General features: G+C 65.2%; 25 protein-coding genes and 1 pseudogene. 9 read left to right on the top strand and 17 right to left on the bottom strand.

Translation table 11 applies throughout. The features are described from left to right. The first annotated feature begins 1,169 nt into the window (after positions 1–1,169). The 3 genes from G8O24_RS45235 to G8O24_RS29900 all read left to right on the top strand — a co-directional run bounded on the left by G8O24_RS45235 (position 1,170) and on the right by G8O24_RS29900 (position 2,546). Positions 1,170–1,295, top strand: coding sequence for a hypothetical protein (locus G8O24_RS45235; RefSeq protein WP_283815601.1), 126 nt, complete (start codon positions 1,170–1,172; stop codon positions 1,293–1,295). A 119-nt stretch (positions 1,296–1,414) separates the two neighbouring features. Continuing rightward, on the top strand, positions 1,415–1,864 hold the full coding sequence (locus tag G8O24_RS29905) for a c-type cytochrome (RefSeq protein WP_188105642.1): 450 nt from the start codon (positions 1,415–1,417) through the stop codon (positions 1,862–1,864). 145 nt (positions 1,865–2,009) lie between these two features. Next, positions 2,010–2,546, top strand: a complete 537-nt coding sequence (locus G8O24_RS29900; RefSeq protein ID WP_188105640.1) for an REP-associated tyrosine transposase — start codon at positions 2,010–2,012, stop codon at positions 2,544–2,546. 41 nt (positions 2,547–2,587) lie between these two features. On the opposite strand, the gene G8O24_RS29895 is transcribed toward G8O24_RS29900, so the two are convergent. The 4 genes from G8O24_RS29895 to G8O24_RS29880 form a co-directional block, all read right to left on the bottom strand. Then, complete coding sequence (locus G8O24_RS29895; protein ID WP_188105638.1) at positions 2,588–4,270, bottom strand: ArnT family glycosyltransferase; 1,683 nt, start codon at positions 4,268–4,270, stop codon at positions 2,588–2,590. A gap of 201 nt (positions 4,271–4,471) precedes the next feature. After that, a complete protein-coding gene (locus G8O24_RS29890; protein WP_188105636.1) occupies positions 4,472–4,771 on the bottom strand; it encodes a winged helix-turn-helix domain-containing protein in 300 nt (99 codons plus the stop codon). A gap of 4 nt (positions 4,772–4,775) precedes the next feature. Continuing rightward, positions 4,776–5,327 carry a hypothetical protein gene (locus tag G8O24_RS29885; RefSeq protein ID WP_188105634.1) on the bottom strand — a complete coding sequence of 184 codons (552 nt, stop codon included), beginning with the start codon at positions 5,325–5,327 and terminating at the stop codon, positions 4,776–4,778. Beyond that, positions 5,324–6,334, bottom strand: coding sequence for an alpha/beta hydrolase (locus G8O24_RS29880; protein WP_188105652.1), 1,011 nt, complete (start codon positions 6,332–6,334; stop codon positions 5,324–5,326). The genes G8O24_RS29885 and G8O24_RS29880 overlap by 4 nt, the downstream gene beginning before the upstream one ends. Before the next feature lie 136 nt (positions 6,335–6,470). Here G8O24_RS29880 and xseA point away from each other — a divergent pair, with 136 nt between their 5' ends. Next, positions 6,471–8,087 (top strand): exodeoxyribonuclease VII large subunit, encoded by a 1,617-nt coding sequence (xseA, locus tag G8O24_RS29875; protein WP_244646061.1) that lies wholly within the window; start codon positions 6,471–6,473, stop codon positions 8,085–8,087. Between the two features lie 56 nt (positions 8,088–8,143). Here xseA and G8O24_RS29870 read toward each other — a convergent pair whose 3' ends face one another. Then, positions 8,144–8,293: a hypothetical protein gene (locus G8O24_RS29870; protein WP_188105630.1), complete on the bottom strand. Its 150-nt coding sequence runs from the start codon at positions 8,291–8,293 to the stop codon at positions 8,144–8,146. A gap of 49 nt (positions 8,294–8,342) precedes the next feature. Continuing rightward, positions 8,343–9,167: a dienelactone hydrolase family protein gene (locus tag G8O24_RS29865; protein WP_188105628.1), complete on the bottom strand. Its 825-nt coding sequence runs from the start codon at positions 9,165–9,167 to the stop codon at positions 8,343–8,345. A gap of 165 nt (positions 9,168–9,332) precedes the next feature. On the opposite strand from G8O24_RS29865, the gene G8O24_RS29860 reads away from it, so the two are divergent. Then, positions 9,333–9,560: a DUF2093 domain-containing protein gene (locus G8O24_RS29860; RefSeq protein WP_188105626.1), complete on the top strand. Its 228-nt coding sequence runs from the start codon at positions 9,333–9,335 to the stop codon at positions 9,558–9,560. Between the two features lie 17 nt (positions 9,561–9,577). On the opposite strand, the pseudogene G8O24_RS29855 reads toward G8O24_RS29860, so the two are convergent. From G8O24_RS29855 to G8O24_RS29825, 7 genes and pseudogenes are all read right to left on the bottom strand, one after another. After that, positions 9,578–10,120, bottom strand: a pseudogene (locus tag G8O24_RS29855) (pyridoxal-phosphate dependent enzyme); the annotation flags it as partial. 204 nt (positions 10,121–10,324) lie between these two features. Further along, positions 10,325–11,341: a tetraacyldisaccharide 4'-kinase gene (gene lpxK / locus G8O24_RS29850; protein WP_188105624.1), complete on the bottom strand. Its 1,017-nt coding sequence runs from the start codon at positions 11,339–11,341 to the stop codon at positions 10,325–10,327. Further along, the gene (locus G8O24_RS29845) at positions 11,334–12,692 is read right to left on the bottom strand and encodes a 3-deoxy-D-manno-octulosonic acid transferase (protein WP_188105622.1); all 1,359 of its coding nucleotides are present in this window, start codon (positions 12,690–12,692) and stop codon (positions 11,334–11,336) included. The genes lpxK and G8O24_RS29845 overlap by 8 nt, the downstream gene beginning before the upstream one ends. Continuing rightward, on the bottom strand, positions 12,655–13,368 hold the full coding sequence (locus G8O24_RS29840; RefSeq protein ID WP_188105621.1) for a lysophospholipid acyltransferase family protein: 714 nt from the start codon (positions 13,366–13,368) through the stop codon (positions 12,655–12,657). The genes G8O24_RS29845 and G8O24_RS29840 overlap by 38 nt, the downstream gene beginning before the upstream one ends. Beyond that, positions 13,365–13,607, bottom strand: a complete 243-nt coding sequence (locus G8O24_RS29835; protein WP_188105619.1) for a DUF4170 domain-containing protein — start codon at positions 13,605–13,607, stop codon at positions 13,365–13,367. Before G8O24_RS29835 ends, G8O24_RS29840 begins: the two co-directional genes overlap by 4 nt. Positions 13,608–13,669: 62 nt before the next feature. Further along, complete coding sequence (locus G8O24_RS29830; RefSeq protein WP_188105617.1) at positions 13,670–14,482, bottom strand: 3'(2'),5'-bisphosphate nucleotidase CysQ; 813 nt, start codon at positions 14,480–14,482, stop codon at positions 13,670–13,672. After that, positions 14,469–15,872, bottom strand: a complete 1,404-nt coding sequence (locus G8O24_RS29825; RefSeq protein ID WP_188105615.1) for a TldD/PmbA family protein — start codon at positions 15,870–15,872, stop codon at positions 14,469–14,471. The genes G8O24_RS29830 and G8O24_RS29825 overlap by 14 nt, the downstream gene beginning before the upstream one ends. A 276-nt stretch (positions 15,873–16,148) precedes the next feature. Between G8O24_RS29825 and G8O24_RS29820 the strand changes: the two genes are divergently transcribed. Further along, positions 16,149–16,667, top strand: coding sequence for a DUF6101 family protein (locus tag G8O24_RS29820; protein WP_188105614.1), 519 nt, complete (start codon positions 16,149–16,151; stop codon positions 16,665–16,667). Between the two features lie 97 nt (positions 16,668–16,764). Here G8O24_RS29820 and ubiA read toward each other — a convergent pair whose 3' ends face one another. Together ubiA and G8O24_RS29810 are read right to left on the bottom strand one after the other, a co-directional pair. Further along, complete coding sequence (gene ubiA / locus G8O24_RS29815; RefSeq protein ID WP_188105612.1) at positions 16,765–17,706, bottom strand: 4-hydroxybenzoate octaprenyltransferase; 942 nt, start codon at positions 17,704–17,706, stop codon at positions 16,765–16,767. Beyond that, a complete protein-coding gene (locus G8O24_RS29810) occupies positions 17,703–18,365 on the bottom strand; it encodes a hypothetical protein (RefSeq protein WP_188105610.1) in 663 nt (220 codons plus the stop codon). Before G8O24_RS29810 ends, ubiA begins: the two co-directional genes overlap by 4 nt. Before the next feature lie 212 nt (positions 18,366–18,577). On the opposite strand from G8O24_RS29810, the gene G8O24_RS29805 reads away from it, so the two are divergent. After that, entirely contained in the window at positions 18,578–19,333 is a 756-nt protein-coding gene (locus G8O24_RS29805) for a 16S rRNA (uracil(1498)-N(3))-methyltransferase (RefSeq protein WP_188105608.1), read from the top strand. A 3-nt stretch (positions 19,334–19,336) separates the two neighbouring features. Here G8O24_RS29805 and G8O24_RS29800 read toward each other — a convergent pair whose 3' ends face one another. Both G8O24_RS29800 and G8O24_RS29795 read right to left on the bottom strand, forming a co-directional pair. Then, a complete protein-coding gene (locus G8O24_RS29800) occupies positions 19,337–20,185 on the bottom strand; it encodes a helix-turn-helix domain-containing protein (protein WP_244646059.1) in 849 nt (282 codons plus the stop codon). A 172-nt stretch (positions 20,186–20,357) separates the two neighbouring features. Further along, positions 20,358–20,864 (bottom strand): hypothetical protein, encoded by a 507-nt coding sequence (locus G8O24_RS29795; RefSeq protein WP_188105605.1) that lies wholly within the window; start codon positions 20,862–20,864, stop codon positions 20,358–20,360. A 287-nt stretch (positions 20,865–21,151) separates the two neighbouring features. Between G8O24_RS29795 and G8O24_RS29790 the strand changes: the two genes are divergently transcribed. Together G8O24_RS29790 and G8O24_RS29785 are read left to right on the top strand one after the other, a co-directional pair. After that, a complete protein-coding gene (locus G8O24_RS29790; RefSeq protein ID WP_188105603.1) occupies positions 21,152–21,358 on the top strand; it encodes a hypothetical protein in 207 nt (68 codons plus the stop codon). A 283-nt stretch (positions 21,359–21,641) separates the two neighbouring features. Beyond that, on the top strand, positions 21,642–22,793 hold the full coding sequence (locus G8O24_RS29785; protein ID WP_188105602.1) for an ATP phosphoribosyltransferase regulatory subunit: 1,152 nt from the start codon (positions 21,642–21,644) through the stop codon (positions 22,791–22,793). The last annotated feature ends 2 nt before the right edge of the window (positions 22,794–22,795 follow it).

Here is a 22,795-nt window from a genome sequence, read left to right as displayed (position 1 = left end):
TGTTGTCCCTCCACACGCAACTTCAACGATTTCCAACGCGTGGATCAACAGATTGCAATCCGTCGCGCCAACGCTTTGCAATCCGTCCCTCCAAATCTTTGCGAATGGGACGTAGACGTCGCTTACGATGGCTCAAAGGAGTGCCATCATGAACATCTCCCGCGTTGCCCTCGTCATGGCCGTTATCATTCCCTGCTCCGCATTCGCTCAAGGTGGCGGTGGAGGAGGTGGCGGTGGCGGTGGAGGTGGCGCTGGAGGCGGAGCCTCATCTTCAGCCGGCGGCGCAGGGGGCGCAGCCTCCTCGTCCGGTAGCGCGGGCGCAGCCGCAACATCTCCATCCGGCTCGGTCGGGACTGGTGCCGCGGGGACTGGTGCTGCAAGTCCTGGTGCTGCAAGTCCTGGTGCAAATGCGGGCGCGACGACGGCACCCGGCGCTGCCGCACCTAACCCTAGCAACGGATCGGCCGCGGGAAACGTTGCGGGCGGCAACGCCAACAGCCCCTCGCCCACCCAATCAGGTGCAAATCTTCCGACAGGCAGCGGGAATGGACTGACAACAGGAGCTGCGCCCGGCACCAACACGGCCGGCACCGCAGCCCCGTCGGGTTCGCCGGCGAACGCACAAGCCACGGCCCCCGCGGGCGGGATCGGCAGGCCGACGACGACCGACGAAAACGGCAGTGACAACAAGATCGATCAAGAGAACAACCGCGCCGACAAGATCGTGGGGAAGATTTGCAAAAACTGCTGAATTGCACCCTTTGCATCGTCTTCATCGCAGCGACTGCGTTGAATGAGCCTGCCTTGGCCAGACACCACAGGCAGCATCCGCGTCCCGTCGCTTCAGCGGCAGGCGAGCCTGGCTCCACGAAGCCCGCCGAGGATCCGCCTCGCGATCCCGCCGACAAAGCCCTGGAGAGGAAGATAAAGAGCATTTGCCGCGGCTGCTAGGCGCAACCCATTACGGTGACAGTGCGCGCGTAGCGCGAGTGAGGGTGCGCAATTTGGGCATCTGAGAATCTATCGCCTGCAGCGTTGAGGAATTACGGTGACAGTGCACCAAATTTCCAAAGCCAAAGCGCTGCGGCTCCTCCTTTGGTCCCATATACCGGACCTCGATCCTCGGCCTGAATACAACCCGGCTGGTGAGCTGAAGGTGGAGAATGGCCATGTTCGTTTTGCCTGCTCTTTTTCTCGATGCCTTCCTGAGCATGCTGGAGGCAGTCATGATCTCGTCCGAGACAGGCCCGCCGAGGCGCAAGGCCGGCAAGCCGGTCGTGATCATCCTGGAATAACCCGACTCGAAGGAGCCCGGCCGCGCGCCGGCTCCGGCCAGGCGCGCTGCTCTCGGAAGATCAGCGCGCCGTGTTCAGGCGCGAAACAATCTTGGCAAGAAATCTCTTGGGAGGCTTCCTTGGGAACAGCTATCAAGATCCTTGCGGCGACCTGCGCGATCTTTCTCGCCGGGCTGAACGCAGCGAAGGCGCAATCGGAGGAGCTCAAGCTCGTGACGCCGCCGCTCGCCATTCTCAGGGATCAGATCCGGCCCCCTGCCGCCACCCTGCCGGTGCCGACCGGATACACCAGGGCGCAGGTCATGCATGGCGACCGCGTGTTTCACGGGGAAGCTGCGAACGGACAGTGCAGCAACTGTCACGGCATCGACGGCAAGGGCACGCCCAACGGCAATGACCTCACCGTCGGCATGTTCATCTGGAGCGACGGCAGCGTCCGAGAGATCAAACGCACGATCAAGCACAACATGGCCGTGGTCCCCGGGATGGACGGGGACTTGAACGCGGAGGATGTCGAGGCGGTCGCGGCCTATGTGTGGGCGATCAGCCATGGGGCGGTGGTGGAGTGAGAACGAAGCGCGGTCGCGCCGGCTATTGCGGTGACAGTGCTGGACTGCATCCCTGAAGTGAGACACGACAATTACAATGATAGAGCCGTAGGATGGGTTGAGCCCTTGCGAAACCCATCGCCTTGTTTCGTGGTAACCTCGCATCATGACCGCGTACCGCCGCAACTTCGTTCCGGGTGGTTGCTTCTTCTTCACCGTCAATCTGGCGGAACGGAAGCTATCGTTGCTGACGGATCATGTCGATTTGTTGCGCCGGGCGTTCCGCGAAACCCACCAGCGCCATCCCTTCACGATCGACGCCATCGTGGTGCTGCCGGACCACCTCCACACCGTATGGACGTTACCAGAGGGTGATGCCGACTTTGCAATGCGCTGGCAGTTGATCAAATCCACCTTTTCGCGCGGCCTGGCGCGCAACGAGAGGATATCGCAAAGCCGCTCTACGAAAGGTGAGCGGGGCATCTGGCAACGCAGATATTGGGAGCATACCATTCGCGACGACGTCGATTTCGCGCGGCATGTCGACTATGTTCATATCAATCCAGTCAAGCACGGGCTCGTCAACCGAGTACGTGGCTGGCTGCCTTCCTCGTTTCATCGTCACGTACAGCTTGGCCATTACCCCGCCGATTGGGCTGGCGATCAGTCGGATGACGGCCGCGATTACGGTGAACGGGGATAGAGCAGCGATGGGTTTCGCAAAGGCTCAACCCATCCTACAGGCTAGCGTGGCTCCGAGGGCTGAATTTCCACAATTCTATACGGCGTCCTCATGGACACGATGCTTCCAAGGTCGACCAGTCGCATGCTTGGGTCTTGTTGCGCCAAGGCGGCTTGTTCGACCGGGAGCATGACCGCAACCCCGGATGTCTTCAGTCGTGCCAAATGGTCCAGCGTGACCGAACGGATCGGCCCCCGGACGTAGACCAGCATGTTGTATTCGGTCGAGTTCGTGACAACGTGGAGCGGGCCGGGCCTGTCCTGCAGAGCAGCGGCAATCGCCTTGCCGGCGATCCGGCTTTCCTGAAACAGATGCGGCCAGAACGGCATTGCGACCCAGGCCCGCAGCAGCAGCCCACCAAAAATCAGGCAGCTCACGAACAATGCCGAAACGATCACGCGCGGCGAGCGCTGCCGGCAATGCTCGAACATGAGCCCGCAGACGACGGCAAGCGTCATGGTCGCCGGCATCGCATAGCGCGCCGCTACTCCTCCGGGCCAAAGCACGAGGACCAACGTGCAGGTCAGCGAGTAGAGCACCGCTGCAAACATCAGGTCGTTCCCGCTCGTCCGCCATCTGCGCAGCACAATGACGACCGCCGGGCCGATCAGGATCGTTGCCGGCAACGTCTCCACGAGGATGCTCTTGACGAAATCGATGTGATCGCGGACGAGCGCCAGACCCCGCATCGTCAACAGCCGGGAATGATCCGCCCAATAGTCGATGTCCTGCGGCTGGTACACGAGCACGTACCAGCCACAAACGACCAGCATCGCAAGAATGCTCGCGACGATGAATTCCGGAATCTGTTCGCGCCGCTTCAGCAACAGATATGCGCCAACCCCGAGCGTGAAATAGGCAACGGGTTGCGGCCCCTTGGTGAGACCGGCGAGGATGATCAGGATGGTGATGCCGCTCCACCTCGACAAAGTCATTCGTTTGGTGATCGTGCCGGTCCACCAGGCATGGAAGGCGGCGAACAGGAGCGTCGACAGCACGATGTCGGGTTCGGCGTTGATGAATTTCGCAGCGACCATCGGCATGCTGATCCAGCACAGCGCGCCAAAGATCGCCGCGCTCTTGCCGGTGCTCGACCTGAGCAGGCTGTAGATCAGAAGGGCGCCCGCAAGGAAGAAGCCAAGGTGCGGAATACGCAAGGACCAGAGCGTCACACCACCGGTCATCTCACCAAGCAGCGCGCTGATCCACGACAGCAGCACCGGGCGCTCGGCAAATCGCGCGCCATAGACGAAAGGTGTCAGCCAATGGCCATCCTCCATGGCGCCGCGCGCGATGGCGATGATCCTGCCTTCCTCCAGGTTCGACGCACGCACGATGGCGGCGGGAATTGCCTGAATGACGAAGAGACCGATGACCCAAAGGACCGGATATCGGGACTTGTCCAAACGAGAGAATTGGCAGAGCAGCCGTTTGCCGGGGGCGAACAGATGCCCCGAAAGCCGTGCGGCAGCCGCATGCGGAACGAAGTCCCCCGAACCCACAGATTCCCCCCGCCGAGCCTCTTTGAAGCCTAGATGACGCCGCGCCAGAGTCCAGCTTGCGCGGGGGAGCCACGATGGGTTTTGGCGCCTCGCGGTCCAGTTGCTGGTGGTAGCGGGGTAACTCGGAGGATGGGTTGAGTGCTCGTGAAACGCACGTTGCGGCGACGGCGTCGGTGGCGACATTGATTCTCCGGCGAACGCGACGAAGCTGGTCTTCCTTTCTCCCCTTGTGGGAGAAGGTGGCGCGAAGTGCCGGATGAGGGGTCTCCTTCTACGGAACGACTTTTGATGAGGAGCGAACCCCTCACCCTGGTGAGTCTGCGTCTACCGTCTTCGCGGCCCTCTCCCGCAAGGGGAGAGGGCACTGTCATCGGCATCGCAGCGCTAAATCTGCTTCCCCGCAATGATCTCCTGCAGCGTCGCGACATGCCGCGCGAAGGCGCCGCGGCCCGTCGCTGTTGCCGTCACCGTCGTCTGCGGCTTCTTGCCGACGAAGGCCTTGTCGACTGCGACATAGCCGGCCTTCGCCAGCGTCTCGATGTGGGCGCCGAGATTGCCGTCGGTGGCGCCGGTGAGCTTCTTCAGCCGCGCGAATTCGAGGCCCGCGGTCGCCGGCAGTGCGTTCAGCGCGGCCATGATCTTCAGCCGCAGCGGCTGGTGGATGATGTCGTCGAGCTCGGCCATGGCGCTAGCTCCGCCGCATCCAGAGGCCGCCGACGACCAGACCAATACCGTTGACGACGGCCATCCACGGCAGGAAGGCATCGCCGGTGACGAAGAAATAGCCTGTCAGCGTCAGGGCGGTGATGGCGAGCGCGATGACGACGAAGGCGGTGCCGAACCACAGGCCGGCCACCGCATAGAACAGCATGACATAGATGGTCCAGAACGTGCCTTGTTCGCGCGGCGTGAAATGGCCGAGAACGTGCGCGCAAAAGAAGCCGAAGGCGATGAACATCAGGAAGGCGAGCAGCATCCGCAGGTCGAAGCTGCGGACCCCGGTCGAGGCCTGGTTCACGGCGCTGATCGCGAACGAGCCGGCGATGCCGAGGACATCCGCAAGCCAGAAATAGTAGGCACCGCGGGGCGCGAGCCAGGTCGCGATGTTGGCGACGAACATCAGCACGCCCCACAGGATGATGATCCGGCTGGCGAGATCGTAGATGCGCGACTGCCGCACGCGCTGGACGATGTCGTCGATGTCGGCGAGCGCCGCGGAGGCCTCCTTGCTGTCGATCATGACTGGTTCGCTCCCCGCGTCGCCACGTCCTCGGCGATGGCATTGACCGCCTTCGGATTGGTGACCATGCCCATGTGATTGACGCCCTCGATCAGCTTGACGTCGATATCAGGCTTGATGGCCTGCACGGCCTCGGCATATTTGCCTGAGATCATCATCTCGTCCTCGGTGCCGCCGAAGATGGTCATCGGATGCGTCACGGCAGGGAGATCGAGGCGATAGCCGCGCGTGGCAAAATTGCGCATCAGGCGGTCTGAATAAACAGGCGTCAGAATCGCTTCCGAATTCACCGGCACCGCGAAGGCAAGCACCGGAAGCTGTGCGCAGCAATCGATGCCGAGCTTGCGCAGGGCGGTGAGAGCGAGGATCCGCGGGATGTCGGGATTGGCCCAGCCGCCGGAATGCTCGACATTGGTCGGCGCATCATAGCCGAGATAGGGCGCGACCAAGACGGTGCGGACGAACAGGTCCTGGATGATCGGCGTCGCGGCGATGCGCAGCGAGAAGCCGGCGCCGGCGGAATGGCCGACGAGCGTCAGCGGCAGGTCGGGCGCGCTTTTCCTGACATGGGCGACGAAATCGACGAGGTCGTCCTCGAGCTGGCCGACATAACCGATGTCGCCGCGCGTGCCCGAGGCACCGTGGCCGCGCATATCGAGCGCCCAGGTCTCGACGCCGTGGGCGGCCATCGCCGCGGTCAGGACGAAATTGATCGTGCCGCTGGAGCCCGACGAGCCGTGAATGAAGATGGCGCCGCGGCCGGTGGCGGGTCCCTTCGGCGCATAATGGCGATAGCCGAGCCAGGTGCCGTCACGGGCCTGGAACTGCTCCAGCGGCACCTGGCGCGAGAAGTCGATGCCCTTGACGGAGTCGGAGACCGAACGCAGCTCGGGCGGTCGCTGCAGCGGCGTCGCGATCAGGGCGGTGAAGATCAGCGCCACGGCGCCGACCGCAACCAGAGCCCATTTGAGCAAGCCAAGCGCACCTCGCAGCATCAGCATCGCCATGGCACAGACCTCCCTGATCTCGATCACCAGAGAACTCTATACTACAGAGTACTCTTTCGATCAAGTCCCGAGATGGCGCCGCGCGGCGAAAATCCTTAACGTCGGGTCTGACCCCAACATGCCGAATCGATTGCTGATGCCCCTAGCGGAACCGCTTCACAACGCGCCCGAATTCACCGTCTCCGAGCTCTCCCAGTCCCTGAAACGGACGGTGGAGGACACCTATGGCCATGTCCGGGTCCGCGGCGAGATCTCCGGGTTTCGCGGCGCCCATTCCTCCGGGCACTGCTATTTCGCGCTGAAGGACGAGAGCGCCAAGATCGAGGCGGTGATCTGGAAGGGCGTGCACGGCCGCATGCGCTTCAAGCCGCAGGAAGGCCTGGAGGTGATTGCGACCGGCAAGCTCACGACCTATCCGGGCTCGTCGAAATACCAGATCGTGATCGAGGCGCTTGAGCCGGCCGGCATCGGCGCGCTGATGGCGCTGATGGAGGAGCGCAAGAAGAAGCTCGCCGCCGAAGGCCTGTTCGACGAGGCGCGCAAGCAGCTCCTGCCCTGGCTGCCTGATGTGATCGGCGTCGTCACCTCGCCGACCGGCGCCGTGATCCGCGACATCCTGCATCGGCTGGAGGACCGCTTTCCCCGCCACGTGCTGGTGTGGCCGGTGAAGGTGCAGGGCGAAGGCTCGGCGGAGCAGGTGGCGGCCGCGATCCGCGGCTTCAACGCGCTGCCGGAGGGCGGCAGGATTCCGCGGCCCGACGTGTTGATCGTCGCGCGCGGCGGCGGCTCGCTGGAGGATCTCTGGTCGTTCAACGAGGAGATCGTGGTGCGTGCAGCAGCCGAGAGCATGATCCCGTTGATCTCGGCGGTGGGGCACGAGACCGACATCACGCTGATCGACTTCGTCGCCGACAAGCGCGCGCCGACGCCGACGGCGGCGGCCGAAATGGCGGTGCCGGTGCGCAGCGAATTGTTCGTCGAGGTCGCCGACCTCGCCCGGCGCACGCGCGCTTATTGGCAGCGCGCGCATGAGAGCCGCCGCAGCGAACTTCGCGCGGCCGCTCGCGCTTTGCCGGCAGCGACTGACCTGCTCGCGATCCCCAGGCAGCGGCTGGATTCGGCGGGCGGCGCCCTGCCCCGCGGGCTCAAGGCGAGCACGCATGCGCATTTCCGCAGGTTCACCGCGGCAAGTTCAAAACTGACGCTACGGGTGCTGCATGGCCAGATCGCGCAGGCCGATCATCGTCTCACCGTCTCAGGCGAGCGGCTCGGCCTGTCCGCCCGCGCGCTGCTGCGGCGGCGGCGCGACCGCTTTGCCGGGCTGGAAGTGCGCCTGCGCGCCTCAAAGCTCTCCAACGCGCAGGCGCAGCGCAATGCGATTGCCCGCCAGCGCGAGCGCACGCAGCGCCTTTCCGAGCGCGCGGGCCGCGCGCTGGCGACGCTGCTGCAGCGGCTGGACGCCCGCGTCGAGAACAGCGGCAAGCTGCTATCGGCGCTGTCCTATCGCGGTGTGCTCGCCCGCGGCTTTGCCCTGGTGCGCGATGAGGCCGGGCATCCCTTGCATTCGGCCGACAGTGTCGGACCGAATGCGCGGCTCGCGATCGAGTTCGCCGATGGACGCGTGGCTGCAACGGCGGATGCGGACCGGCCGGCGCCTGTGGCCAAGCGCGCGCAGGCAAAGCCTGCGGCGCAGGAGGCGAAACAAGCACCGAAGCGCATGGCGAAGCCGGTGGATCAGGGCAGTTTGTTCTGAGGCCAGTGCACGAAGAAGCGGCCACTTCAGGGTGACGGTGATGGATCGATCCGCCCCTATCGGCAGGACAATCCCGCGTCGATGGTGGTCCAGAAGCCGCAATGATCGGGCGCGCGCAAGGGGGCGCCGGCGTGGGCCTCGAACAGGAAGATCACGACGGTGAAGATCACCAATGCGGAGGAGAAGAGAGCGAAACGGTTGCGCATGAAGGATGCGTTTAGCCGACATCATGGTCGAACTAAGGCGGCGCCATTGCTAGCGCGCCAGCCACTCCGCCACCTCCTTCTGCGACTGCGCGCGCGCCTCGGCATCGGTGCCGAGATGGCCGTGCTCGGGCGCGGCGGCGTCGGCGCTGCTGGCCGCGGCATGCAGCGGCGTGTTGGCGCGGTCGAAATCGTGATAGGCGCCGGGATAGACCACGATGCGCGCGAGCGCGCTGCGGCCATGGGCGCCGTCCACCATCTGCCGGCACGCGGGCGGCGAGGAGACGTCGTCATTGCTGCCGATCAGGAGCAGCGTCGGCACCCGCGTGCTCCAGCCGAGGCCGGCGGAGATCCGGCAATCCGGATAGAACGCGACCGCGGCGCGGAAATCGGGGCCGGCATCGCGCGCCACGGCCTGCGGACGCACCGCCCAGAGCAGCGCGCTGGCGCCGTTGGCCCAGCCGATCAGGCTGACGCGGTCGCGCGCCACCCAATTCTGTTTCATCAGCCAGGCGCGCGAGGCGGCGATGTCGGTGACACGCTCGCGCCGCGCCTTGACGGGCATCTCCTTGACGCGGCATTGCGGGCCGAGCTCGCGCGAGCCGTAGCTGTCGGGCAGCAGCACGGCGTTGCCGGATTTGAGCAGGCGCTCGGCCCAGTCGCGATAGCGCGGCAGCACGGAATCGGCGTGGCTGCCGAGACCGCCGCAGCCATGCAGCGCGATCACGGTCGGGAACGGCCCCGCCCCTTCGGGCTTGAACAGCTGCGCGCGCAGGACGCCGGAGGACAGCGGAATCTCGACCGATTGCGGCGCAGGCGCGGCGCGCGCGGCCGACATCAGAAGCAGCAGGAACAGGGCGGACATCAAGGGGCGCATCGGTCTCAGTCGCAGGAGGTGCCGCACGGCTCAAGCACTATCATGCGGAAACGACGGCAAAACATCACAAACCGGTGGGTTTAACGGGCGGACAAGCATCCTTATCTATGGTACATCCACAGCAACACATCGGGCCCATCGGGCCATCCACGGAGACCTTCGACCGTGCTGAACAAGTTCGGCCCTTCCGGCCATGGCGAAGCGCAAGTGCAATATCTCGACGGCGATTTCCGCGTGATCTCGCCGGGGACCTTCGTGCGCTGCGCCATCACCGACGTCAGGATCCCGCTCGACGAGCTGAAATATTGGAGCGTGGATTTGCAGGAGGCCTACGCCACACCCGCCGCCGTGCTGCAGCGGCATTTCCCGCACGCGCCGAAGCCGCAGCATTGAGGCGTCGGCAGCGAGGCCTACTCCAACCAGCGCGGCACCGGCAGATTCTTCCCGCGCAAAAATTCCGGGTTGAACAGTTTTGACTGATAGCGCTGCCCGCCGTCCGCGAGGATGGTGACGATGGTCTTGCCCGGACCGAGATCGCGCGCAAGGCGCATGGCGCCGACGATATTGATGGCGCTGGAGCCGCCCAGCACCAGGCCTTCATGCTCGATCAGGTCGAACAGAACGGGCAAGGCTTCCGCGTCCGTGATCTGATAGGCCGTGTCGATCGGCGCACCTTCCAGATTCCTGGTCACGCGGATCTGCCCGATGCCTTCCGTGACGGATTCGCCTTCGCTCGTCAGCTCGCCCTTGGTGAACCAGTTGTAGAGCGCGGCGCCCATGGGATCGCTGAGCGCGATCTTGACGTCGGGATTGCGCTCCTTCAGGGCGCGCGCGACCCCGCCCAGGGTGCCGCCGCTGCCGACGGCACAGGTGAAGCCGTCGATCCGTCCCTCCGTCTGGGCCCAGATTTCCGGACCGGTGGTGCGATAATGCCCTTCGCGATTGGCGGCATGTTGCCGATGGCGTCGAGGAAACCGGATCTGACATTGTTCATCGCCTGCCCCAAATGTTTCCACAACTCTAGGCGGACAAATGGGCAATTCGCTGCGCTAATTCGGACAATGCGTGAAAGGTTTTTAGCGTTCGGTGGGCTCGATCGGAAATTCCGGTCTTGAACCAAGTCGACAGTGCCGACGAGATCTGCGCGGGCGGCGAGATCAGCGCATGCCGAAGCGGCGCTCGCGAGCCTTGTAGAGATGGTCGCTGACCAGTTGCTTGAGCCTGACCGGATCCTCGAACTCGAGCTGGACGACGAAGGGCACGATGCCCTCCGGTACGGCCTCGTTGCCGCACAGACGCGCGAGGTCCTTCTCCGTCGTCGCCAGCGTGAGCTGCTCGCGTCGCGCATCGGCGGCGAGCGCTGCGAGTTCATCGGGCGAAAACACGTGGTGGTCGGCGAAGGGGCGCGTGCGCGCGACCTCGATACCGCTGGCGCGAAGGGTGCGGAAGAAGCGTTCGGGATCGCCGATGCCGGCGAAGGCGAAGACGCGCTTGCCCTGCAGTCTTGCAACCGACGCCGCATCCGGTTTCAACCGCGCCCGCAGCACCGGCTTGCCGCGCGATGACATCTCCGCCGCGACATCGTCCGCGGCATGGCCGTCGCCGATCAGCACCAGCGCGTCGGTTCGGGCGAGTTGCGCCTTCAAGGGCGCGCGTAACGGGCCCGCCGGAAACACCTTGCCGTTGCCGAGACCGCGCTCGCTGTCGATCACGACCAGTGAGGCATCCTTCAACAGCAGCGGATTCTGGAAACCGTCGTCCATCAGGATGACGGTCGCGCCTTGCGACTTCGCCAGCGCGACGCCGTCGATGCGATCGCGCGCGACGGCGACCGGAACGTCGCGCGCCATCATCAGCGCCTCGTCGCCGACATCAGCGGCGGTGTGACGTTCGCGATCGACCATGACAGGGCCGTGCAGCCGTCCGCCATAGCCGCGGCTCAGCACAACAGGGGTTTCGCCGAGCTCGCGCAACAGCCTCGTCAGCGCCAGCACGGTCGGTGTCTTGCCGGCGCCGCCGACATGGTAATTGCCGACGCAGAGCACGGGGATGCCGGCATCAAAGCCCTTGCGCGCCATCCGGCGCGCGGCGATCGCGCCATAGAGCGCGCCCAGGGGGCTGAGGAGATGCGACTTCGGGGAGCGCGGCCGGTACCAGAAGGCCGGCTCACGCATTGGCCGCCCCCATCTCGATCCGCAGCTGCATCAGATACGGCTCGAGCGCTGCCATGGTGCGATCGAGCGCGCCGCCGAGCTCCTCGACGACACCGGCGCCGGCGCGGTGGATTTTGTCGCGCACGGTGGGATCGGCGAGCAGCAGGCCGAGCTGCTTGACCAGCGCCTCCTGCGTGTCGGCCTGGCGCGCGCCGCCGCGTCCATCGAGCGCCGCGTAGACATCGGCGAAGTTGAAGACGTGCGGACCATGGACGATCGCCGCCCCCAGCTTGATCGCCTCGATCGGATTCTGCCCGCCATGAGGGATCAGCGATCCGCCCATGAACACGATGGGCGAGAGGCGATAGAACAGGCCGAGCTCGCCCATGGTGTCGGCGACATAGATGTCGGTCGTGGCCGTCATCGGCTCGTCGCGCGAGCGCAAGGCCGGCTTTAGGCCGGATGCCGTGATCAACCCCGCGATCGAGGAGCCGCGATCCGGATGCCGCGGCACGATCACGCTCAGCAATTGCGGGAAGATGCCGACGAGGCTGCGATGCGCGGCGACCAGCATCTCGTCCTCGCCCGGATGGGTCGAGGCCGCGACGATGATCGGCCGGCCGCGCGTCATCGCCATCAGCCGCTCGAGCTTGGCGGGATCGGCCGGCGGCGCCGGCACGTCGAGCTTGAGATTGCCCGTCGTGACGACGTCGCGGCTGCCGAGCGTGGAGAAGCGTTCGGCATCCAGCTTGGACTGCGCCAGGCAGATGTCGAAGCGCGACAGCAGCGCCGAGATGGTGCCGTGCATGCGCCGCCAGCGCGGGAACGAGCGCGGCGACATCCGCCCGTTGATCAGCACCATCGGCACGCGGCGCGCCGCGCCGGCCAGAATCAGGTTGGGCCACAGATCGGATTCGATGAACAATGCCAGCGACGGCTTCCAATGGTCGAGGAAACGGGCGACGTAGCGCGGCGAATCATACGGCACGTATTGATGGATCACGTCGGGCGGAAAGCGCTTTGCGACGACGGCGGCCGAGGTCACCGTGCCCGAGGTGAGCAGGATGCGCAGGTTCAGATCGCGCAGCCGCTCGATCAGCGCCGCCGCGGCCAGGACCTCGCCGACGCTGGCGCCGTGGATCCAGACCAGCGGGCCATGCGGCCGCACGTCCTGGGACAGGCCCCGCCGCTCGCCGACGCGCGCGGGATCTTCCTTGCCCTGCCGCAAGCGCCGCTTGATCAGCGCAGGCGCGAGCGGCACCAGGCTGGACGCCAGGCGCCGATACATCCGCAGCGTCATCGGCAGGGATTTGGGCAGCGCATGGGGCATCGAGCTAGCCATCCGCAGGCCCCGGACGCCCGAGCTGCGCATAGGCGCGGCGTGTCGCCTCGTTTAGCGTGTCTTCCAGCTCCTGCCGCAGCGTTTCCATCATGGCGGCATCAGCGTCGGCCGGCACGTGGATCTCCTTGATGCCGACCAGCGCGCCGCGCCCGAACGGCAGGTTGATGGTGGTGCGATCCCAGTTCTTGAGCCGGATGAAGCGGCTGGTCGCCATTGCGAAGGGCATGATCGGCCGTCCCGATTCCCGCGCCAGCATGATGATGCCGAGCCCGGCGACGCGCGAGCGCTTCGGGACATCGGCGGTCAGCGCGACATTACAACCGTCCTCGAGCGTATACACCATTTCCCTGAAGGCGCCGACCCCGCCTTTGCGGTGGAAGGCGCCGCCGTGATCGCCGGAGCCACGGATGGTTCCGATCCCCAGCCGTTCGACGGCGATCGCGTTGAACTCGCCGTCGCGATGCCGGGAGATCAGGACCTTGGCACGGTAGGAGTCCTTGTTCTTGATGAACGGGGTGAGGAAATGCTGGCCGTGCCAGAAGGCGAAGATCGCGGGAATCTGCGGCTCGACGATGTCGTAGACGTCGGGCGGATCGAACGTGAATTTGTTGGTGCGCCAGACCAGCCGCAGATATTCGGCCGCCAGGACCCCGACGGCACGCTGAAACCAGCTGCTCCGCAGCGTATTGCGAAGCAGTTTTTTCAACGCGCCGGTTCTTGATTCGGGTCGAGCAGCCTGTGGAGATGGACGATGAAATAGCGCATCTGCGCATTGTCGACCGTGCTCTGCGCCTTGGCGCGCCAGGCGGCATGAGCGGTGGCATAATTCGGATAGAGGCCGACCACCTCGACCTCGTCGAGGTTCTTGAAGGTGTTTTGCTGGAGATCCAGCAGCTCGCCGCCGATCACGAGATGAAGCAGTTGTTGCGGGGCACTATCTGGCATGGGTTCTGTTCCTAAGGGGCTGCCCGGCAAAGCAGTGTTCGACAAGCACGACGACAGGCGCTTCAGGGCAAGGGACGGTTTCGAAAATGCGCGACAATGCTCGCATGACGATCGCGTCCCGCTGCCACCAGCACCCCGTGCGTCACTTCCCGACGATTATAAAGGATGGGACCTCCGGAGAGGTCGCTCATCCTACCATCCGCTTCCTGCACGATCAAATCGGCCGCCGCAAGGTCCCAATCGTGGCTGTTGCCCCCCGCAAAAGCCGCATCCAGGGAGCCATTGGCGACCCGGCACAGCCGGAGCGCCAGCGAGCCGATTCGCGGATGCAGCTTGATTTCGCCGCCCGCGCTATTCAGCCGCTCGACCATCGGCTTCGGGCCGGCGACCCGGGCGAAATCGAGCGCCGAGCCGCCCGCCGCCCGTACCGGCTTGTCGTTGAGCGTGGTGCCCTGGCCGCGGGCTGCGAAGAAAAACTCGTTGGTGGCGGGCGCGTAGACGACCGCCAGCAGCGGCGAAGCATCCTCGACCAGCGCGACGCTGACGCACCATTCGTCGTGGCCGCCCAGATAGTTGCGGGTGCCGTCGATGGGATCGACCACCCAGGTCAAACGACGCGACAGCCGCGCCTGATCGTCGGCGCTCTCCTCCGACAGCCAGCCATAATCAGGCGTGGCGCCGCGCAGACGCGCTTCCAGCAAATCATTGACCGCGATGTCGGCTTCCGAGACCGGCGAGGACGCGCCCTTGATCCATTTCTTCAGCTCGGTGCGGAACATCGACTGCGCGAGCGCGCCCGCCTCCCGCACCGTGTCTTGCAGCAGCGCTGCGTCGCGCGCCAGAACGTCTGCGTCGGAACGGTCAGCGTCCGCCAAGCGTCAGTCCCTCGATGCGCACCGTCGGCGCATTGATGCCGTAGCGGAATTCGAGATTGTTGGCCGGCTGCATCGATTTGAAGATCTCGAACAGATGGCCGGCGATCGTCACCTCGCTGACGGGATAGGTGAGCTGGCCGCTCTCGATCCAGAAACCGGAGGCGCCGCGGCTGTAGTCGCCGGTGACGCCGTTGACGCCGGAGCCGATCAGGTCGGTGACGTAAAAACCCTGCTTGATGTCGGCGATCAACTCGGCCGGCGTCGGCGTACCAGGCTCGAGATGCAGATTGTACGGTCCGGGCGAAGGCGAGGACGACACGCCGCGATGGGCGTGGCCGGTGGTGGCGAGACCGAGCTCGCGCGCGGTCGCGCAGTCGAGCAGCCAAGTCGTCAGCACGCCCTCGTCGACCAGCGCGGTTCTCTTGACCGCAACGCCTTCGGCGTCGAACGTCTGCGAGCGCAGGCCGCGCTTGCGCAGCGGATCGTCGATGATGCGGATGTTGTTCGCGAACAAACGCTGGCCGAGCTTGTCCTTCAGAAAGCTGGTCTTGCGCGCGATCGAGGCGCCGTTGATGGCGCCGACGAGGTGGCCGACCAGCGAGCCGGCGACGCGCGGATCGAACACGACAGGCACCTTGCAGGTCTCGACCTTGCGCGGATTGTAGCGCGCCACGGTGCGCTCGCCGGCGGAGCGGCCGACCGCGTCAGGTGACAGCAGATCTTCACCATGAGGCGCCGAAGTGAAATCGTAGTCACGCTCCATGCTGGTGCCCTCGCCGGCGATCGCCGTCGCCGAGATGCCCTGGCTGGAACGCAAATAGGAGCCGTGGAAGCCGGTCGAGGTGACGAGCACCATGCCGCCGATGCCGGCGGAAGCCGACGCGCCCCCGGATTTCGACACGCCCTTCACGGCGAGCGCCGCCGCCTCGGCCGCGAGCGCGCGACGCTCGAGCTCGGCGGTCGTCGGCACGTCGGGATCGAGCAGATCAAGATCGGGGAAGTCGCGCGCGAGCAGCGCAGGATCGGCGAGCCCGACATATTTGTCCGATGGCGCCACGCGCGCCATCGCGACGGCGCGTTCGGCAAGCTTGGTCACCGCATCGCCGCTGGTGTCGTTGGTCGACACCACCGCCTGGCGCTGGCCGACCAGCACGCGCAGGCCGACATCGTCGCCCTCGGACCGCTCGGATTCCTCGACGCGGCCGTCGCGTACCTCGACACCTTGCGAGATACCACGCACTGCGACCGCATCGGCGGCATCCGCGCCGGCGCGCTTCGCCGCCTCGACCAGCCGCTGAGCGAGATCCGACAGCGCGGACTGGTCGAACAGGTCGCGATTGGCTTTGGGCGAATCCTGGGGCGAAAGCGTCGAGCTTGGTGAAGGGTTCACAAACGAAATCCTGTTGGGGCGGGAGGTTTCGGGGCGGCAGACGCCCTGAACACCAGATGTGCCCAAATGGTGCGGACTTCAAGCATTTTCAGCCCGCAAAAGGTTCAGATTCGCAAGACCGGCGCAACGTCCCGTCAATCATGCGCGCCAAGCTCTTGTCAATCATGACCGCCGGTGACGCCGGGTTAACCAGCCTTTTTAAGCGGTTTTCGGACGGCGCGCGCTAAGGTCCTCGCATCGACCGGGAACATAATCCTGGCGGGGAGAACTAAAGCCGTGAGGCGTCAAACAGCAACATGCGGGGCCAACCCCGCCGGGTCGAGCCGCAGCTTGCGGCTCGACCCTCTTTCCCTTCCGGTCCGCTTCGATGCGCATGATCCGCGCGCCGACGGTTACACGAGGCAGATCGAGCTTCATCGCGAACGCGTCGTGCTGCGCCGTGCCGTCCGCGGCATGCAGATGGCGATCAACGTCCGCGTCAGCGACTTCACCGGCGTCGCCTTGCGCGGCAATGACGCGGCGCAGAGCCTCGTGCTGGTGCACCGCGATCCCTCGCTCTCCGTTCCGCTGCTGGTCGGCACCGATGGCGAAGAACTCCTCGAGGCCTGGGCGATCTGGAGCGAGATCTTTGCGCTGCCGCAGCTCGACGAAGCGGTGCGCAAGCCGGCACCGCGCCGCCGCCGCGCCAACGCGATCCGCGCCCGCCGCCCGAAATTCCTGATGCGCCGTCGCACCGCCATGGCGCGCGAGCTGCCGGTTCATCGCGAGGAACGCGAGATCATCGCAAGGAATTGAGCGGGATTCGGTAGGGTGGGCAAAGCGAAAGCGTGCCCACGTCCTCTATCCATCATTGCGAGATCGTGGGCACGGCGCAAATGCGCCTTTGCCCACCCTACGAGAGTTGCGACGCGCGCATCACCGCATCGCCCAGCAAACCCGCAAACAGCAGCGCCCCCGCATATTTGTTCGAATAGAACAGCCGCTTGCACAGTTCGGAATCATCGATCCTCAAGCGCATGATTTGCGAAGCCAGATGCGCGGCAAAGGCCGCAAGGCCGAGCCAGGCCGGCCAGCGCGCGTCGCCTGAGGCGATTGCGACGCCGATCAGCATCACCGATAGTCCGTAGAACAGGATCAGCGCCTGGTGCGTGTGGGCGCCGAACAGGCGCGCGGTGGACTTGATGCCGATCAGCGCATCGTCCTCCGCGTCCTGATGCGCATAGATGGTGTCGTAACCGATCACCCAGGAGATCGCGCCCGCATAGAGCACCAGCGCGGTGACGTCGATGCGTCCGAAGGTGACGGCGAAGCCCATCAAGGCGCCCCAGGAGAAGGCGAGCCCGAGCACGATCTGCGGCCACCATGTGATGCGCTTCATGAAAGGATAGATCGCGACGATCAGCAGCGAAGCGATGCCGGTCAGGACCGCGAAGCGGTTGAACTGCAACAGCACCACGAGCCCGATCAGGGCCTGCACGACCATGAACGCGAGCGCCTGCTTCGTGGTCACCTGCCCCGATGGCAGCGGCCGCGAACGGGTGCGCTCGACCTTGTCGTCGAGGTCGCGGTCGGTGATGTCGTTCCAGGTGCAGCCGGCGCCGCGCATCACGAAGGCGCCGATGAAGAACAGCACGATTGTCAGCGGCAGGCGGCGGATATCATGCGCCATGCCGCTCGCGAGCGCGGCCGACCACCAGCACGGCATCAGCAGAAGCCAGGAGCCGATCGGACGATCGAAGCGGGACAGGCGCAGATACGGCCGGGCCCATGGCGGCGCGAGCGTATCGACCCAGTTGCCGGTGGAATCGGCAACACGGGCGGACGTGTCGCTCATCGGGTGAGGACGTTGCCGTTCAGCGTGTCGAAGGTGCTGCCGCCCTTCTTGCCGGCATTGGCTTCCGGCGCGGAGCCCGAGCCCACCACCTCGCTCAGCGACGGACCGGCCGGACCACGTGGCTGGTTCTGCATCTGCTGCGCGACGTTGCAGACCTTCGACTGCATCGCCTCGGTGTTCTTGTGACCGTCCTTCATCTGCGCGCCGATCTGCGGCGGGATTCCGCATTTGGCCGCGTTGGCCTCGACATATTTGATCATCTTGGTTTCGGCCTGGCCGAAACTCTTGATCAGCTTGCAGGCCTCGTCGGGCGAGGCATGGCGGTCGCTCGCAGCCTTGATCAGCTTGCCGCGCTTTTCGGCCTCCTCGCGGAGCGGAATGAACGCCTTCATGCAATCCTCACCGGGACCGGCTTGCGTCGGCGGGGCCGCGCTGAAAGCGCCGCCGCCCCCACCGACGGGCGCTGCACCATTGACCGGGAAGGAGGCCTGCGGCGCGGCGCCGACAGAGGCGACCGGTGCGGAGCCGTTCACGGGCGGAAATGCGGAACTGGGTGCGGCCTGGCCCGGCAAGGGCGCCGGGAATCCCTGGGCGTGGGCGCCCGCGGCGCCCATGGTGACCATGGCGGCAGTGATCGGAACCATCAAACGACGGATCATCAAGATAGTCTCTCCGGCAGGAGCTTTACGAGGCTCGGCGTCTTCCCAATTGAAGCGCAACCAGCGTGCTCGACGATTTTACGATTCCCGCCGGGCCTTAACAACCCGCCGAATGGGGCAGGAGCGCGGCGCGCCGACGCAGCATCTTGGCAATATTTACCCCGAAATGCGTGCTTTCGGTTAAGAACGGCGGCAAATCGGACTTTTGATCAATGCCCTCCCACGATTTTCGCGCCCCCCGCCTGTTCGTCGATGCCCCCCTGGCCCAGGATGCCAGGGTCACCCTCGACCGCGACCAGAGCAACTATCTCGGCAATGTGCTGCGGCTGGCCGCCGGCGCCGAAGTTCTGGCCTTCAACGGCCGTGACGGCGAATGGCAGGCCGCGATCGAAGGCCGCAAACGGCCTGACAGCCTCGTCATTCTCCAGCGGGTCCGCCTGCAGGATGCGCTTCCCGACCTCGCTTATGTTTTCGCCCCGCTCAAGCATGCCCGGCTCGATTACACCGTCCAGAAGGCCGTGGAGATGGGAGCCGCCATCCTGCAACCGGTCCAGACCCGGTTTACCCAGGCCTCCCGCGTCAACACCGAGCGCATGCGCGCCAACGTGATCGAGGCGGCCGAGCAATGCGGGATCCTGAGCCTCGCTGCGGTGGCCGAACCCGCGGCGCTGGACCGCTATCTCAGCCAGCGCCCTTCAGGTCGCCTGCTGGTGTTCTGCGACGAGGCGGCCGAGGTCGAGGACCCGGTCCGCAGCCTGCAGCAGGCGCGCCAATCCGGGCGCGGTATCGACGTCCTGATCGGCCCCGAGGGCGGCTTTGCCGACGAAGAGCGGGCCCTGCTGCTGCGTCAGCCCACGATCCTGCGGCTGGCGCTGGGCCCGCGGATCCTGCGGGCCGACACCGCCGGGGTGGCGGCGTTGGCGCTGGTCCAGGCCGTGCTGGGTGATTGGGCCGGCCCGCGCGGCTAGATTCTAGCTCGTCTCCCGCACCGAGCGATGCAAGGTCTCGGACGGCAGCTCACCGAATGCCGCCCGGTAACTCGCCGCGAACTCGCTCAAATGCCAGAAGCCATGCGCAATGGCGCTGGCCTTCACGCTGCGCCGTCCCGGACCCGTGCGCAGCTGCCGGCGCACCGACCAAAGACGCAGAACCCGGCTATAGCGATGCGGGCTCATGCCGCAGATGGCCTTCGTCGCGCTTTGGAGCGTGCGGACCGACACGCCGACGCGCTCGGCCATTTCCGTCGCCTTGTGCCAGATCGTCAGATCCTGACGGATCAATCGCTCCATGTCGGCGACGATCCGGAGGTAGCCCTCCGTCGTGGCTTGCACAGCCTTGCTGCTCACACTGCAACGAATGGCAGCGTCCAGCGCGCCGAGCAGGGATTGTTCGACGCCTGCTTGCGATGCGGGCTCGGTGAGAGAGCCCGGCTCGTTGGCAGCGGTCTCGAGCGTTGCGGAGATCAGGCCCCGCAGCGAGGCGAGCACGTCCGGCGGCGTGCAGAGCAGGTGATAGCCGTCATCCAGCCGCGACCAGGGCTCGCATGCCGGCGGCGTGAAGTAGACGACACCGATGAGACGACCGACCGGCTCATAGACGAGGCAATCGGAAGCGCCCTTCAGAACCACGATGGAGCTGCCGATGGATTGTCCGTTGATGCGGGTCGAGCCCACCTGGTCCATCGGCACCACCACGGAGATGGCATGCGCCAGCTGGTAGCCCCTGACGATCCGCGGGAAGGTCTTCACCAGCGACAGGCTCAGATTCGGCAGGCTGAGCCGGGCGCGCATGATCGCCGTCCAGCCGGGAGACAACGGCATGCTGGATGCACCGGCGTATCTCTCATTGTCGGCCAAATGGTCGATGTCATACGATCTCAGCTCGAGCAGGGAGGATGGCTGGAGCCCCTGGAACGACGACAAGCGCTCCGCCGCGGCCTTTTTCGCTCCGTCGCGAGCAGTGTTGAGATGGCTGTAATCCATATCCTGCCGTTTACTTCGCCTTCCTGGTCAATGCAGCGCTCTTGGGTGCTCTCAGATCATCCGGTCCGTTGATGCCCGCGCGTTTGAGGTCGCGAAGCAGCTTCGTGAGCAGCAGCATGTTGGTCTTCTGCAGCTCGTGATTGTTGCCGAACTTGAAAAGGTTCTGCTCGGTCACGATCAGCCCCGCCTCGGTCTCGGCGAGAATCTTTCGCCTCTTCAATCCGCTCACCCGACGGCGAACAGTCTCCAGCGGCAGGCTGAGAAAGCGGGAGAGCGCCGCGCGGGACACGCCCTGCTTGATCACGTCAGGCTCGACCGTATGCAAGCCGGAGAATTTTTCGTCCAGCGAGGGGTCGTTCATCACGTTGATGACATTCGCGTTGAGAATTGCATGAACAATCAGAAGGTCCAGCGGATCGAATTCCTCGTAATGCCGGAACAGCTCGCTGATCGAAAACAGCATATAGGCCAGCGTGTGGCGCGAGACCGCCCGGGTAATATCGGATGCATTGCGCATGAATCGGAAACCAGTATTTGCATTGTAAACGAGGTCAGCAGCGAACGTCTCACCCTGCATACCCAGATTGAGTATGTGACAACTTGCCAACCGTCCTCAATCTCTCATTGTGATCTCATAGGATCACGAGCTTGCGAGTCGGACAGATTTCGCGATCGGCATCGCGCTTGACCGTCGACACCGCGCTGGGATCGATGGCGGCCCGCGACTTCGAAGCGCGGGCCACACCATGCGACGAGAGCGGTCACGGCGGCTCCGTTCGGCCGGCAATCGGGGAATGAAAGGCCATGGACGACGATGTTGAAGCCGACATGCGCCAGGAATTGCGCCTCATCAGGATTTTCGTCGGCATCACGGATCCGCGCAAGCGGCAGAGAATTCTCGAACTGGCGGAGCGGCTCGCCGATGAAGCAGCCCCGGATGCTGAAGGACTTGCCGCGGCCAATTTATCGACTGTGGAAGGGTGCAGAGACGTCCCGGACCGGATCGAGTGACCGGCGGGCGCCCTTCGCCGCCGCGATCGCACCCCATGCAGTCAGCAATCAAATTCTTGGTATTTAATTACCATTATAGCCGCAAACCGCGTCCGGGGTACCGCGTCCCCTGAGCGGCTCCGCCGTTCCCGCGGTGAACCCGGCAAGATCGTCAAGCGGCTCCCGACTCGTTAAGCGATTGATCCTTTGGAGGTCGAAACCGCTTTCCGACCATGCTAAGGGCTGCGCCAATTCGAGTGCCTCCTGCCCTGCCCGGTTCCCCCGGGGACGATGGACCCCTGAAATGACCGCGACTGCCACCTCAAATGCTGCCGGCTCCGCCGCCTGGGCGGATACGCTGCTGCTGTCGTTCGCGCAGGCCGGTTACGTCAGGGCCGAGCCGGCCATCCTGCAGCCGGCCGAGCCGTTCCTCGACCTGTCGGGCGAGGACATCCGCAAGAGCCTCTATCTGACGACGGACCTGTCCGGTGAGGAGCTCTGCCTGCGCCCGGACCTGACGATCCCCGTGGCCCGCGACTATCTCGCCTCCGGCCGCGCCGGCCAGCCGGCCGGGTTCAGCTATCTCGGCCCCGTGTTCCGCTACCGCAGCGGTCATGCCAGCGAATTCCTCCAGGCCGGAATCGAATCGTTCGGCCGCCAGGACCGCGCCGCCGCGGATGCCGAGACCCTGGCGCTGGCGCTGGAGGCGACCGCCGCTTTCGGCGTGCGCGACGTCGAGATCCGCACCGGCGACGTGGCGTTGTTCAACGCGCTGCTCGACGCCCTCAATCTCTATCCGGTCTGGCGCCGCCGCCTGGTCAAGGACTTCAACCGCAAGATCAGCCTCGAGCAGGATCTGGAGCGTCTGGCCGCCGAGACCACCGCCACCCGCAGCGAATATGAAGGCGTGCTGGCCGCGCTCGCCGGCTCCGACCGCAAGGCGGCGCTGGCCTTCGTCACCGATCTGATGTCGATCGCCGGGACCACCAATGTCGGCGGCCGCACCACGGCCGAGATCGCCGACCGTTTCCTCGAGCAGTCGACGCTGAAGGGCGGCGCGCTGCCGCGCGAGGCGATCGATGTCCTCAAGCGCTTCCTGTCGATCTCGGGCAATCCGGATGATGCCGTCGCCGCGCTGCGCGCGCTGACTGCCGACGCCAAGCTCGACCTCGCCGGCGCCATCGACCAGTTCGAAAGCCGCATCGGTTTCATGGCCGCACGCGGCATCGACGTGAAGAGCACGCGTTTCTCGACCGCCTTCGGCCGCGGGCTCGACTATTACACCGGCTTCGAATTCGAGCTGCATCACAGGGGCAACGGCGCCGAGCCGCTGGTGGCCGGCGGCCGCTATGATGGGCTGATGACCCAGCTCGGATCGCCGGCGCCGATTCCGGCGGTCGGCTTCTCGGTCTGGGTCGACGCGCTGACCCGGACCGGGCGCAAGGTGGGAGCGTAAAA

This window comes from Bradyrhizobium campsiandrae, assembly GCF_014529705.1.
Lineage (GTDB): Bacteria > Pseudomonadota > Alphaproteobacteria > Rhizobiales > Xanthobacteraceae > Bradyrhizobium > Bradyrhizobium campsiandrae.
This window is presented reverse-complemented; position numbering and strand designations above follow the sequence as displayed.

What these genes read in the sequence shown, in the direction of transcription:
- G8O24_RS45235 (WP_283815601.1), top strand. Translation starts at nt 1,170, where the DNA reads ATGTTCGTTTTGCCTGCTCTTTTTCTCGATGCCTTCCTGAGCATGCTG.
- lpxK (WP_188105624.1), bottom strand. Translation starts at nt 11,341, where the DNA reads ATGCGTGAGCCGGCCTTCTGGTACCGGCCGCGCTCCCCGAAGTCGCAT.
- G8O24_RS29890 (WP_188105636.1), bottom strand. Translation starts at nt 4,771, where the DNA reads ATGGCCGAGCTCGACGACATCATCCACCAGCCGCTGCGGCTGAAGATC.
- G8O24_RS29895 (WP_188105638.1), bottom strand. Translation starts at nt 4,270, where the DNA reads ATGTCGCCACCGACGCCGTCGCCGCAACGTGCGTTTCACGAGCACTCA.
- G8O24_RS29885 (WP_188105634.1), bottom strand. Translation starts at nt 5,327, where the DNA reads ATGATCGACAGCAAGGAGGCCTCCGCGGCGCTCGCCGACATCGACGAC.
- G8O24_RS29865 (WP_188105628.1), bottom strand. Translation starts at nt 9,167, where the DNA reads ATGCGCCCCTTGATGTCCGCCCTGTTCCTGCTGCTTCTGATGTCGGCC.
- G8O24_RS29805 (WP_188105608.1), top strand. Translation starts at nt 18,578, where the DNA reads ATGCCCTCCCACGATTTTCGCGCCCCCCGCCTGTTCGTCGATGCCCCC.
- xseA (WP_244646061.1), top strand. Translation starts at nt 6,471, where the DNA reads ATGCCCCTAGCGGAACCGCTTCACAACGCGCCCGAATTCACCGTCTCC.
- G8O24_RS29845 (WP_188105622.1), bottom strand. Translation starts at nt 12,692, where the DNA reads ATGCGCAGCTCGGGCGTCCGGGGCCTGCGGATGGCTAGCTCGATGCCC.
- G8O24_RS29790 (WP_188105603.1), top strand. Translation starts at nt 21,152, where the DNA reads ATGGACGACGATGTTGAAGCCGACATGCGCCAGGAATTGCGCCTCATC.
- G8O24_RS29835 (WP_188105619.1), bottom strand. Translation starts at nt 13,607, where the DNA reads ATGCCAGATAGTGCCCCGCAACAACTGCTTCATCTCGTGATCGGCGGC.
- G8O24_RS29800 (WP_244646059.1), bottom strand. Translation starts at nt 20,185, where the DNA reads ATGCCGTTGTCTCCCGGCTGGACGGCGATCATGCGCGCCCGGCTCAGC.
- ubiA (WP_188105612.1), bottom strand. Translation starts at nt 17,706, where the DNA reads ATGAGCGACACGTCCGCCCGTGTTGCCGATTCCACCGGCAACTGGGTC.
- G8O24_RS29900 (WP_188105640.1), top strand. Translation starts at nt 2,010, where the DNA reads ATGACCGCGTACCGCCGCAACTTCGTTCCGGGTGGTTGCTTCTTCTTC.
- G8O24_RS29795 (WP_188105605.1), bottom strand. Translation starts at nt 20,864, where the DNA reads ATGCGCAATGCATCCGATATTACCCGGGCGGTCTCGCGCCACACGCTG.
- G8O24_RS29870 (WP_188105630.1), bottom strand. Translation starts at nt 8,293, where the DNA reads ATGCGCAACCGTTTCGCTCTCTTCTCCTCCGCATTGGTGATCTTCACC.
- G8O24_RS29810 (WP_188105610.1), bottom strand. Translation starts at nt 18,365, where the DNA reads ATGATCCGTCGTTTGATGGTTCCGATCACTGCCGCCATGGTCACCATG.
- G8O24_RS29880 (WP_188105652.1), bottom strand. Translation starts at nt 6,334, where the DNA reads ATGGCGATGCTGATGCTGCGAGGTGCGCTTGGCTTGCTCAAATGGGCT.
- G8O24_RS29785 (WP_188105602.1), top strand. Translation starts at nt 21,642, where the DNA reads ATGACCGCGACTGCCACCTCAAATGCTGCCGGCTCCGCCGCCTGGGCG.